Genomic DNA, 11,723 nt, shown 5'->3' with positions numbered 1-11,723 from the left:
GTCATTGACTGACCTTTCGAACCGGCGGTCGCATGTCCGGTCTGACCGAGTCTGCGCTCATCTTTCCAGGTGAGCGCCGAGTCGGAAGGTCAGCGCTTATTCGCCCTGACCCGACAGGATCAGTTGAAGCGGTGGACGTTGGAAAGCTGCTTGTTTACCTTAGGGTTCTTGCGGTAAATCAGCGCCATTTTGCCGATCACCTGCACCAGATCGGCCTTACCGACTTTGCACAGTTCAGCGATGGCTGCCAGGCGGCTCTCGCGGTCGAGGATGTTGAGTTTGATCTTGATCAACTCGTGATCGCCCAACGCGCGCTCCAGTTCGGCCAACACACCTTCAGTCAGACCATTGTCCGCCACCATCAACACCGGTTTCAGATGGTGACCAATGGATTTGTATTGTTTCTTCTGCTCTTGAGTGAGCGGCATAATCTGACCTCTGCGTCTGATCTTGTAAAAAGCGGCGGCCAGTTTACCCGAGCGAGTCCGGGACCGCCCGGTTAATCGCGACTCGTCCTAATTTTTTGAGGTGCTCCGTGGCACGTTCCAAAACCAGCCATAACTGGCTTAAAGAACACTTCGACGACAAGTACGTCAAAATGGCGCAGCGGGACGGTTACCGTTCCCGCGCCAGTTACAAGCTTCTCGAGATTCAGGAGAAGGACAAGATCATCCGTCCTGGCATGACGGTGATCGACCTGGGTGCAGCGCCAGGTGGCTGGTCGCAGGTGACCAGTCGTCTGATTGGTGGTCAGGGCCGTTTGATTGCATCGGACATCCTGGAAATGGACAGCATCCCCGACGTGACCTTCATCCAGGGTGATTTCACCCAGGACGAAGTGCTCGCTCAGATCCTCGAAGCTGTTGGTAATACGCAGGTCGACCTTGTGATTTCCGATATGGCCCCCAATATGAGTGGATTGAGCGCCGTGGACATGCCGCGCGCAATGTTCCTTTGTGAGCTGGCGCTGGATCTGGCCGGCCGCGTGCTGCGTCCTGGTGGCGATTTCCTGATCAAGGTCTTCCAGGGTGAGGGCTTTGATGTGTACCACAAGGACATCCGCAAGTTGTTCGACAAGGTGCAGATGCGCAAACCGTTGTCGTCACGAGACCGTTCCAGGGAGCAGTATTTGTTGGGTCGCGGGTTTCGCGGCATAGAGGGATCGGCGAGCGATGAGCGCCTTTGATCAAGCGATAGCTTTTTTCAAATAGCTTAATCAAGGGAGCGTAACCAACATCGCGTAGTCAAAGTTTCACAAAGGGTTACAGACGCCGCCTGCCACGCCTGTAGGATCTGTAGTACGTTAGGCCGGTAAATATCATGCGAGGCACGCTCCAGCGTGGAGCTTGCTTCAGAGGGTAGCTAATTGAACGATATGGCAAAGAATTTGATCCTGTGGTTGATCATCGCGGCGGTTCTCGTGACCGTGATGAACAACTTCTCCAGTCCTAACGAGCCGCAGACCCTCAACTATTCCGAATTCATCCAGCAGGTGAAGGACGGCAAGGTCGAGAAAGTTGCCGTTGACGGATACGTCATTACCGGCAAACGCAGCGATGGCGACTCTTTCAAGACCATCCGACCGGCTATCCAGGATAACGGCCTTATTGGCGATCTCGTCGATAACAACGTCGTTATCGAAGGCAAGCAACCTGAGCAGCAAAGCATCTGGACTCAGCTTCTGGTTGCCAGCTTCCCCATCCTCGTGATCATTGCCGTCTTCATGTTCTTCATGCGCCAGATGCAAGGTGGCGCAGGTGGCAAGGGCGGCCCGATGAGCTTTGGCAAAAGCAAAGCGCGTCTGCTGTCCGAAGATCAGGTGAAAACAACACTGGCTGACGTTGCCGGTTGCGACGAAGCCAAAGAGGAAGTCGGCGAGCTCGTCGAGTTCCTCCGCGATCCGGGCAAGTTCCAGCGGCTGGGTGGTCGTATTCCTCGCGGCGTGCTGATGGTAGGCCCTCCGGGTACCGGTAAAACCTTGTTGGCGAAGGCCATCGCGGGCGAAGCCAAGGTGCCGTTCTTCACGATTTCCGGTTCCGACTTCGTTGAAATGTTCGTCGGCGTTGGTGCAAGCCGTGTCCGTGACATGTTTGAGCAGGCCAAGAAGCATGCGCCTTGCATCATCTTCATCGACGAGATCGATGCTGTAGGTCGCCACCGTGGCGCTGGCATGGGCGGCGGTCACGATGAGCGTGAGCAGACGCTCAACCAGTTGCTGGTTGAGATGGACGGCTTTGAAATGAACGATGGCATCATCGTCATTGCCGCTACTAACCGTCCAGACGTCCTTGACCCTGCGCTGCTGCGTCCGGGCCGTTTCGACCGTCAGGTAGTCGTGGGCTTGCCCGACATCCGCGGTCGTGAACAGATTCTCAAAGTACACATGCGCAAAGTGCCAATGGGTGACGACGTTCAGCCAGGCGTGATTGCGCGTGGTACTCCGGGTTTCTCTGGTGCTGATCTTGCAAACCTGGTCAACGAGGCGTCGCTGTTCGCGGCTCGCACTGGTAAGCGCATCGTCGAGATGAAAGAATTCGAATTGGCGAAAGACAAAATCATGATGGGCGCCGAGCGCAAATCGATGGTCATGTCCGACAAAGAGAAGCGCAACACCGCTTATCACGAAGCCGGTCATGCAATTGTTGGTCGCGTCGTACCTGAGCATGATCCGGTCTACAAAGTGTCGATCATCCCGCGCGGTCGTGCGTTGGGTGTCACCATGTTCCTTCCCGAGGAAGATCGCTACAGCCTTTCCAAGCGTGCATTGATCAGTCAGATCTGCTCGCTGTACGGCGGTCGAATTGCGGAAGAAATGACGTTGGGCTTCGATGGCGTGACCACCGGCGCTTCTAACGACATCATGCGGGCCAGCCAGATCGCTCGAAACATGGTCACCAAGTGGGGCCTGTCCGAGAAGCTGGGTCCGTTGATGTATTCGGACGAAGACGAAGGCGGGTACCTCGGTCGTGGCGGTGGAGGTCAAAGCTCCAGCCTGTCGGGTGACACGGCACGTCTCATCGACTCAGAAGTGCGCAGCATCATCGATCAGTGCTACGGCACGGCCAGACAGATCCTCACGGATAATCGTGACAAGCTGGAAGCGATGGCCGACGCGCTGATGAAGTACGAAACCATCGACGCCGAGCAAATCGATGACATCATGGCAGGCCGCACACCCCGCGAGCCCCGCGATTGGGAAGGCGGTTCCGGAGATTCCGGCACCCCGATCGCACCTGTAGGTCCGCGTCCGGAATCGCCAATTGGCGGCCCAGCTGCTGAACACTAAGGTCTGACATGACTTCTGCGCTTCACCCGACCCGGTTGCCTTGCGGCAACCGGGTTCTTGATTTATCCCGCACGCACGTGATGGGGATCCTCAATATCACTCCCGATTCGTTCTCGGACGGCGGCCGTTTCGCGCAGCGCGACCTGGCGCTGCGTCATGCCGAAGCGATGATGCTGGCGGGTGCAACCTTGATCGATGTAGGGGGCGAGTCAACGCGTCCTGGTGCGCGATCTGTTTCTCCTGTCGAAGAGCTGGAGCGTGTGGCGCCTGTCGTCGAGGCGATCAGCGCCGAGCTGGACGTAATCATTTCGGTAGATACCTCCACGCCGGCCGTCATCCGTGAGACTGCGCGCCTGGGGGCAGGGCTCATTAACGATGTTCGCTCGCTGCGTCGTGACGGTGCACTGGACGCCGCTGTGTCGACGGGTTTGCCGGTCTGCCTCATGCACATGCGCGGCGAGCCTACGGACATGCAGAATGATCCCCACTACACTGACCTGATCGGTGAGGTCAGTGCCTTCTTGCGCGAGCGCCTTGAGCAATGCGTCGCGGCGGGAATTCCGCCCGAGATGATCATCCTCGATCCAGGATTCGGCTTTGCCAAGACCCTCGAGCACAATCTAAGTCTGTTCAAGCACATGGAAGCACTTCATGCGCTGGGCCGTCCGCTGTTGGTCGGTGTCTCTCGCAAGAGCATGATTGGCAAGGTGCTCGACAAGCCTGTTGATCAGCGTCTGCATGGCGCCCTCGCGCTTGCCGCCATGGCCATGGTCAAAGGCGCAAAAATTCTACGTGTGCACGACGTCTCGGAGACGGTTGACGTAGTGCGTATGATTGCTGCTGTTGAATCAGCAAAATAAGAAATCTGGAGCACCCATGACCTCTAAAAAATACTTCGGTACCGACGGTATCCGCGGACGTGTCGGCCAATTCCCTATCACCCCTGATTTCATGCTGAAGTTGGGATGGGCAGCAGGGATGGCGTTCCGGAAAATGGGCGCGTGCCGAATCCTGGTTGGCAAGGACACTCGCATTTCGGGCTACATGTTCGAGTCGGCGCTTGAAGCCGGGTTATCCGCTGCGGGTGCGGACGTGATGCTGCTCGGCCCGATGCCGACACCTGCGATTGCCTACCTCACGCGTACGTTTCATGCCGAGGCGGGCATCGTGATCAGCGCGTCGCACAATCCGCACTACGATAACGGCATCAAGTTTTTCTCCGGGCAGGGCACCAAGCTGCCTGATGAAATCGAACTGATGATCGAGGAACTGCTCGATTCACCGATGACCGTCGAGGAGTCCGAAAAGCTTGGCAAGGTGTCGCGAATCAATGACGCCGCGGGCCGTTACATCGAATTCTGTAAGAGCAGTGTTCCGACCAGTACTGATTTTGACGGGTTGAAGCTCGTTGTCGATTGCGCCCATGGCGCCACGTACAAAGTGGCGCCAAACGTGTTCCGTGAGCTTGGCGCCGAGGTGACCGTGCTGTCGGCGGCCCCCAACGGGCTCAACATCAATGACAACTGCGGCTCCACCCACATGGGAGCGCTGCAGGCCGCCGTTGTCGAGCATGGCGCTGACCTGGGCATCGGTTTCGATGGCGACGGCGACCGTGTGCTGATGGTCGACCACACTGGCGCGATCGTAGATGGTGATGAACTGCTTTACATCATTGCGCGAGACCTTCAAGAGCGCGGCCAGTTGCAGGGAGGTGTCGTCGGCACCCTGATGAGCAACCTCGGGCTGGAGCTGGCACTTGGGGATCTAGACATCCCGTTCGTGCGCGCCAACGTCGGTGACCGTTATGTCATCGCCGAGCTGCTGGAGCGCGACTGGCAAGTGGGCGGCGAGAACTCGGGCCATGTCGTGTGCTTCCGTCACACCACAACCGGGGATGCGATCATCGCCGCCCTGCAGGTGCTGCTGTCGATGAAGCGTACAGGCATGAGCCTCGCACAATCGCGTTCAGGTTTGAAGAAATGCCCTCAGGTATTGGTCAATGTGCGCTTCGAGGGTGGAGGCGTTGATCCGGTCAAACACCCCGCCGTTATTGAAGCGTGTGATCGCGTGACCGCCGCCATGGGCGGGCGTGGACGTGTGCTTCTGCGCAAGTCCGGTACCGAGCCGCTTGTGCGGGTAATGGTCGAGGGCGAGGACGAAATCCTGGTTCGCGGGTATGCCGACGAACTGGCAAAACTGGTTGCTGAAGTTTGCGCCTGATTTCGGCTTGCCAGTGTTGAAACTGTTGGGTAACATCTGCGCCCACTTTGACCGACGAGGTACAGCATGCGTCGCCCTATGGTAGCTGGTAACTGGAAGATGCACGGTACCCGCGCCAGCGTCGCTGAGCTGATCGAGGGTCTTGCAAATCTCGCCCTTCCGGGTGGCGTTGATGTGGCGGTCTTCCCGCCTAGCCTGCACGTGAGTCTTGTGGTTGATTGCCTTGAAGGGCAGTCGATCTCTGTCGGTGCGCAGAATTGCGCTCATCAGGCAGGCCAGGGCGCGTTGACTGGAGAGGTGTCGTCGACTCAGTTGGCGGATGCAGGTTGCAAGTTTGTGCTTGTCGGGCACTCTGAGCGTCGCCAGATAATGGGCGAGAGCAATGAGGTGCTTAATCGCAAGTTCGAGGCCGTCCAGGCGGCAGGTCTGACGCCGATACTGTGTATCGGTGAGACGCTCGAGGAGCGAGAAGCCGGCAAGACCCTTGAAGTTGTCGGGCAGCAGCTTGGCAGCATCATCGAAGAACTTGGCGTCGGCGCTTTCGTTAATGCGGTAATCGCCTATGAGCCAGTCTGGGCCATTGGTACCGGATTGACTGCCTCGCCGGAACAGGCGCAGGAAGTGCACGCAGCGATTCGTGCGCAGTTGATGAAAGAGAATTCTGAAGTCGCACAAGGTGTGCGTCTTCTATATGGCGGCAGCGTGAAGGCGGCCAATGCGGTCGAACTGTTCGGCATGCCGGATATCGATGGAGGCCTCATTGGTGGCGCCTCCCTGAATGCAGATGAGTTCGGTGCGATCATTCGCGCCGCGGGAAACTGAAAAAATGCTGGAAACAGTCGTAGTCGTTCTTCATCTGCTGGGTGCTCTTGGCGTTGTTGCTCTGGTTTTGCTGCAGCAGGGTAAAGGTGCCGACGCTGGCGCATCATTTGGGGCAGGTGCATCAAATACTGTGTTCGGTGGACAAGGTTCCTCTACCTTTCTCAGTAAACTTACTGCTATACTTGCCGCCTGTTTCTTCATGACTAGCTTAGGGTTAGGTTACTTTGCTAAAGAGAAAGCTCACCAGCTGACTCAAGTAGGTTTGCCAAATCCAGCGGTACTGGAAGTGAAGCAAAAGCCGGCAGCAGATGATGTTCCGGTTCTGGAAGGGCAACAGAAACCAGCTGCAGTACCTGCTGATGTTCCTGCCACTCCAGAGCAGAAGTAACACCGGATTCGCAGCTGTTTTTGGGGCTGCAAAAGAGTTGTAATGCCGAGGTGGTGGAATTGGTAGACACGCAACCTTGAGGTGGTTGTGCCCATAGGGTGTAGGGGTTCGAGTCCCCTTCTCGGTACCAATTAACAAGAAAGCCCGCAGTAGCGGGCTTTCTTGTAGGTGGATGTGTCGGATTGACCCAAATTTGGATCGGTCGTATACTTCCGCCCCAGCTTTGTCGCGGGGTGGAGCAGTCTGGTAGCTCGTCGGGCTCATAACCCGAAGGTCGTTGGTTCAAATCCAGCCCCCGCAACCAGTTTTAGCGGAGCCCCTTTTCAGGGGCTTTTTGTTAGCTGGACACTTTATGACGCCGCTTTTCGCAGGCGTTTTCATGATTGGGCTTCTGCCCATTTTTTATTTGCAGCATGCACGAGGGGGTTCAGGTGTCGAGCAAGCTAGAAGAGTTGCAGGCCTTGTTGGCCCCGGTGGTCGTGGCCCTAGGCTATGAATGCTGGGGTATCGAGTATTCGTCTCAAGGGCGTCACTCGATGTTGCGCGTCTATATCGATAAAGAAGGCGGCGTGTTGGTGGACGATTGCGCGATCGTCAGCCGTCAGATCAGCGGTATTCTGGATGTAGAAGATCCGATCAGCTCCGAATATACGCTCGAAGTTTCCTCTCCAGGCATGGAACGCCCACTGTTTACCATTGAGCAGTTTGCGGAATTTGCCGGGGCACAAGTGAAGATAAAGCTGCGTTCGCCGTTTGAAGGTCGACGCAACTTTCAAGGCCTTCTCCGCGGGGTGGAGGAGCAGGACGTCGTGGTCCAGGTTGAAGATCACGAGTTTCTGTTGCCGATCGATCTGATCGACAAAGCCAACATTATTCCCACGTTTGACTAAGACGTGCCAGATACAGCGGATCCCGCGGATCCAATGGCTTGCGAAAGGCGAGGCGTACGATGAGCAAAGAAGTACTGCTGGTTGTTGAATCGGTATCCAATGAAAAAGGCGTACCGGCCGATGTGATTTTTGAAGCGCTTGAAATAGCTCTGGCTACGGCCACCAAAAAGCGTTTTGAAGACGAAGTAGACCTGCGTGTCGAGATCAATCGTCAAACAGGTGCATATGAGACTTTCCGTCGCTGGACCGTCGTCGAAGAAGACGACCTCGACGACCCGGCCATCGAGACATGGCCTAGCAAAGTTGCTCTGACCCACCCGGGCGCCAACGTTGGCGACGTAGTGGAAGAAAAGATCGATTCCATCGAGTTCGGCCGCATCGCTGCGCAGACTGCCAAGCAAGTCATTGTGCAGAAAGTTCGCGAAGCCGAGCGAGCTCAAGTCGTGGACGCCTACCGTGAGCGTCTGGGCGAAATCATTTCCGGCACTGTTAAAAAAGTTACACGTGACAATGTCATCGTCGACCTTGGCAACAATGCCGAAGCTCTGCTGGCGCGTGAAGACATCATTTCGCGGGAGACTTTCCGCGTAGGTGTCCGCGTTCGTGCATTGCTCAAAGAGATCCGCACCGAAAACCGTGGCCCTCAGCTGATCCTGTCGCGTACCGCGCCGGAAATGCTGATCGAGCTGTTCCGGATTGAAGTTCCGGAAATCGCCGAAGGACTCATCGAGGTGATGGCTGCCTCTCGTGATCCTGGTTCGCGTGCAAAGATCGCAGTTCGCTCCAAGGACAAACGCATTGACCCGCAAGGCGCGTGCATCGGCATGCGTGGTTCGCGCGTGCAGGCTGTTTCCGGCGAGTTGGGCGGCGAGCGTGTGGATATCGTGCTTTGGGACGATAACCCGGCGCAGTTCGTCATCAACGCCATGTCGCCTGCCGAAGTGGCAGCGATCATCGTTGATGAAGATGCCCACGCCATGGACATCGCTGTAGGCGCAGATAACCTCGCCCAGGCGATTGGCCGCGGTGGCCAGAACGTGCGGTTGGCCAGTCAGTTGACTGGCTGGACCCTTAACGTGATGACCGAATCGGACATCCAGGCCAAGCAGCAAGCGGAAACCGGTGACATCCTGCGCAACTTTATCGACGAGCTGGAAGTCGATGAGGATCTCGCTCAGGTTCTGGTAGACGAAGGCTTCACCAGCCTGGAAGAGATTGCCTACGTACCGTTGGAAGAAATGCTCAACATCGACGGCTTTGACGAAGACACCGTCAACGAGCTTCGCGCTCGTGCCAAGGATCGTTTGTTGACTAAAGCCATCGCTACTGAGGAAAAGCTGGCAGACGCCCATCCGGCCGAAGACCTGCTCTCGCTTGAGGGTATGGACAAGGATTTGGCGATGGAACTGGCGGTGCGCGGCGTAATTACCCGCGAAGACCTGGCCGAGCAGTCTATTGACGATCTGCTCGACATCGACGGCATTGACGATGATCGTGCCGGCAAGTTGATCATGGCCGCCCGAGCCCATTGGTTCGAGTAAGTAGATGCGGCCTGAGGAGAGAAGTGCATGACGCAAGTCACGGTGAAAGAACTGGCCAAGACGGTCGACACACCGGTAGAGCGCCTGTTACAGCAGATGCGTGAGGCAGGTTTGCCGCACAACGCCGCCGAACAAGTTGTGACCGATATTGAAAAACAAGCCCTGTTGACCCACCTGAAAAGCGGTCACAAGGCCAAGGTGGAAGAGCCGCGCAAGATTACCTTGCAGCGCAAGACCACCAGTACCCTGCGCGTTGCTGGCAGCAAAAGCATCAGCGTTGAAGTACGCAAAAAGAAAGTCTTTGTTCAGCGCAGCCCGGAAGAAATCGAAGCCGAACGCAAGCGCGAGCTGGACGAACGTCGTGCGGTAGAAAATGCCGCTCGTCAAAAGGCTGAAGAAGAATCCCGTCAGCGTGCCGAAGAAGAAGCGCGCCGTCAGCCTTCGTCTGGTGCCCCCGCTGCCGAGGCTGTTGCAGCGCCGGCACCGGCTCCGCAAGCTGCCGAGCCAGCCCGGGAAACTCCGGCTGCGGCACCTGCGCCTGTCGCCGATCGCAAGAAAGACGAACAGCGTCGCCCCGACAAACCACGCAATGACGACAACAATCGTCGCAGCGGCGGTGGTGACGGCGATCGCAAGAACGCCCCGCATCGTGCATCGGTCAAGGAAAAGGCGCCAACGCCACGCGTTGCTCCTCGTACTACCGACGAAGAAAGCGATGGCTTCCGTCGCGGCGGTCGCGGCAAGGCCAAGCTGAAGAAGCGCAACGCGCACGGTTTCCAGAGCCCTACCGGCCCTGTCGTTCGTGAAGTGAAGATCGGCGAAACCATCAGCGTGGGCGATCTCGCTCAGCAGATGTCGGTCAAAGCGGCCGAGATCATCAAGTTCATGTTCAAGCTGGGTACTCCGGCCACCATCAACCAGGTTCTGGATCAGGAAACTGCCCAGCTGGTCGCTGAAGAATTGGGCCATAAAGTGACCCTGGTCAGCGACACCGCGCTGGAAGATTCCCTGGCCGAGTCCCTGAAGTTCGAAGGTGAGACGTTCTCCCGTGCGCCGGTTGTAACGGTCATGGGTCACGTTGACCACGGTAAGACCTCGCTGCTCGACTACATCCGTCGTGCCAAGGTTGCTGCGGGCGAAGCCGGTGGTATCACCCAGCACATCGGTGCGTACCACGTGGAAACCGAACGTGGCATGGTGACGTTCCTCGATACCCCGGGTCACGCTGCGTTTACCGCAATGCGTGCTCGTGGTGCCAAGGCAACCGACATCGTGATTCTGGTTGTCGCTGCCGACGACGGTGTCATGCCGCAGACCATCGAAGCCGTGCAACACGCCAAGGCTGCCGGTGTTCCGCTGGTCGTTGCCGTGAACAAGATCGACAAGCCGGGCGCTGACCTGGACCGTATCCGCAGTGAACTGTCCGTTCACGGCGTAACGTCCGAAGAGTGGGGCGGCGAGACACCTTTCGTCTCGGTCTCCGCGAAGATGGGTACTGGCGTTGACGAGCTGCTTGAAGCCGTTCTGCTGCAGGCCGAAGTTCTGGAATTGATGGCAACGCCATCGGCTCCGGGTCGCGGTGTTGTTGTCGAATCGCGTCTGGACAAGGGCCGTGGCCCGGTTGCTACTGTTCTGGTTCAGGACGGTACGCTGCGTCAGGGCGACATGGTTCTGGTTGGCTCCAACTACGGTCGCGTTCGGGCAATGCTCGACGAGAACGGCAAGCCAATCAAGGAAGCCGGCCCGTCGATCCCAGTCGAGATTCTCGGCCTGGACGGTACGCCGGACGCTGGCGACGAGATGAGCGTGGTTGCCGACGAGAAGAAAGCCCGTGAAGTGGCTCTGTTCCGTCAAGGCAAGTTCCGCGAAGTCAAGCTGGCCCGTGCTCACGCCGGCAAGCTGGAAAACATCTTCGAGAACATGGGTCAGGAAGAGAAGAAGACGCTCAACATCGTCCTCAAATCCGATGTCCGTGGTTCTCTGGAAGCGTTGCAGGGTGCTTTGAATGGCCTGGGTAACGACGAAGTGCAAGTGCGTGTAGTGGGCGGCGGTGTCGGTGGTATCACCGAAAGCGACGCCAACCTGGCACTGGCCTCCAACGCTGTACTGTTCGGCTTCAACGTACGTGCCGATGCTGGCGCGCGCAAGATCGTCGAGCAGGAAGGTCTGGATATGCGTTACTACAACGTTATCTACGACATCATCGAAGACGTCAAGAAGGCCCTCACCGGCATGCTTGGCAGCGACGTTCGGGAGAACATCCTGGGTATCGCTGAAGTCCGCGACGTGTTCCGCTCGCCGAAATTCGGCGCGATCGCAGGTTGCATGGTCATTGAAGGCGTTGTCTTCCGTAACCGTCCAATCCGTGTACTGCGTGAAGACATCGTTATCTTCGAAGGCGAGCTGGAATCCCTGCGCCGCTTCAAGGATGACGCTTCCGAAGTACGTGCCGGCATGGAATGCGGTATCGGCGTCAAGAGCTACAACGACGTCAAGGTCGGTGACAAGATCGAAGTCTTCGAGAAGGTCCAAGTGGCTCGCAGCCTCTAAATCGCGAGCTTCAGGAGTCATGGCTT

Annotated in this window: 10 protein-coding genes and 2 tRNA genes; 11 read left to right on the top strand and 1 reads right to left on the bottom strand. The window is 57.3% G+C overall.

The window, feature by feature from the left end; genetic code table 11:
• Window positions 1-119 precede the first annotated feature (119 nt).
• Complete coding sequence (locus ABEH28_RS04315; RefSeq protein WP_074888472.1) at window positions 120-428, bottom strand: YhbY family RNA-binding protein; 309 nt, start codon at window positions 426-428, stop codon at window positions 120-122.
• Between the two features lie 107 nt (window positions 429-535).
• On the opposite strand from ABEH28_RS04315, the gene rlmE reads away from it, so the two are divergent.
• The 11 genes from rlmE to infB all read left to right on the top strand — a co-directional run bounded on the left by rlmE (window position 536) and on the right by infB (window position 11,697).
• A complete protein-coding gene (rlmE, locus tag ABEH28_RS04310) occupies window positions 536-1,186 on the top strand; it encodes a 23S rRNA (uridine(2552)-2'-O)-methyltransferase RlmE (RefSeq protein WP_065987607.1) in 651 nt (216 codons plus the stop codon).
• A gap of 189 nt (window positions 1,187-1,375) precedes the next feature.
• On the top strand, window positions 1,376-3,286 hold the full coding sequence (gene ftsH, locus ABEH28_RS04305; RefSeq protein WP_282366985.1) for an ATP-dependent zinc metalloprotease FtsH: 1,911 nt from the start codon (window positions 1,376-1,378) through the stop codon (window positions 3,284-3,286).
• 8 nt (window positions 3,287-3,294) lie between these two features.
• Entirely contained in the window at window positions 3,295-4,146 is an 852-nt protein-coding gene (folP, locus tag ABEH28_RS04300) for a dihydropteroate synthase (RefSeq protein ID WP_346627894.1), read from the top strand.
• 16 nt (window positions 4,147-4,162) lie between these two features.
• Complete coding sequence (gene glmM / locus ABEH28_RS04295) at window positions 4,163-5,506, top strand: phosphoglucosamine mutase (protein ID WP_346629533.1); 1,344 nt, start codon at window positions 4,163-4,165, stop codon at window positions 5,504-5,506.
• A 66-nt stretch (window positions 5,507-5,572) separates the two neighbouring features.
• Complete coding sequence (gene tpiA / locus ABEH28_RS04290) at window positions 5,573-6,328, top strand: triose-phosphate isomerase (protein WP_192173307.1); 756 nt, start codon at window positions 5,573-5,575, stop codon at window positions 6,326-6,328.
• Between the two features lie 4 nt (window positions 6,329-6,332).
• Window positions 6,333-6,716, top strand: a complete 384-nt coding sequence (gene secG / locus ABEH28_RS04285) for a preprotein translocase subunit SecG (RefSeq protein WP_074888489.1) — start codon at window positions 6,333-6,335, stop codon at window positions 6,714-6,716.
• A gap of 44 nt (window positions 6,717-6,760) precedes the next feature.
• A tRNA-Leu gene (locus ABEH28_RS04280) sits at window positions 6,761-6,846 on the top strand.
• A gap of 97 nt (window positions 6,847-6,943) precedes the next feature.
• Window positions 6,944-7,020 (top strand) — tRNA-Met (locus ABEH28_RS04275).
• Window positions 7,021-7,147: 127 nt separating this feature from the next.
• Entirely contained in the window at window positions 7,148-7,606 is a 459-nt protein-coding gene (rimP, locus tag ABEH28_RS04270) for a ribosome maturation factor RimP (RefSeq protein WP_163022007.1), read from the top strand.
• 59 nt (window positions 7,607-7,665) lie between these two features.
• The gene (gene nusA / locus ABEH28_RS04265) at window positions 7,666-9,147 is read left to right on the top strand and encodes a transcription termination factor NusA (RefSeq protein WP_065987602.1); all 1,482 of its coding nucleotides are present in this window, start codon (window positions 7,666-7,668) and stop codon (window positions 9,145-9,147) included.
• Window positions 9,148-9,174: 27 nt separating this feature from the next.
• The gene (gene infB, locus ABEH28_RS04260; RefSeq protein ID WP_192173306.1) at window positions 9,175-11,697 is read left to right on the top strand and encodes a translation initiation factor IF-2; all 2,523 of its coding nucleotides are present in this window, start codon (window positions 9,175-9,177) and stop codon (window positions 11,695-11,697) included.
• The last annotated feature ends 26 nt before the right edge of the window (window positions 11,698-11,723 follow it).

It is taken from the genome of Pseudomonas sp. Ps21-P2, from assembly GCF_039672565.1.
In the GTDB taxonomy this organism is placed as follows: Bacteria; Pseudomonadota; Gammaproteobacteria; order Pseudomonadales; family Pseudomonadaceae; genus Aquipseudomonas.
The sequence above is the reverse complement of the archived record's forward strand: the minus strand, read 5'-3'. Positions and strand labels throughout refer to the sequence as shown.

Excerpts from the sequence above, each read along its gene's own strand:
- nusA (WP_065987602.1), top strand. The coding sequence starts at position 7,666 with ATGAGCAAAGAAGTACTGCTGGTTGTTGAATCGGTATCCAATGAAAAA.
- ABEH28_RS04315 (WP_074888472.1), bottom strand. The coding sequence starts at position 428 with ATGCCGCTCACTCAAGAGCAGAAGAAACAATACAAATCCATTGGTCAC.
- tpiA (WP_192173307.1), top strand. The coding sequence starts at position 5,573 with ATGCGTCGCCCTATGGTAGCTGGTAACTGGAAGATGCACGGTACCCGC.
- secG (WP_074888489.1), top strand. The coding sequence starts at position 6,333 with ATGCTGGAAACAGTCGTAGTCGTTCTTCATCTGCTGGGTGCTCTTGGC.
- glmM (WP_346629533.1), top strand. The coding sequence starts at position 4,163 with ATGACCTCTAAAAAATACTTCGGTACCGACGGTATCCGCGGACGTGTC.
- infB (WP_192173306.1), top strand. The coding sequence starts at position 9,175 with ATGACGCAAGTCACGGTGAAAGAACTGGCCAAGACGGTCGACACACCG.
- folP (WP_346627894.1), top strand. The coding sequence starts at position 3,295 with ATGACTTCTGCGCTTCACCCGACCCGGTTGCCTTGCGGCAACCGGGTT.
- ftsH (WP_282366985.1), top strand. The coding sequence starts at position 1,376 with ATGGCAAAGAATTTGATCCTGTGGTTGATCATCGCGGCGGTTCTCGTG.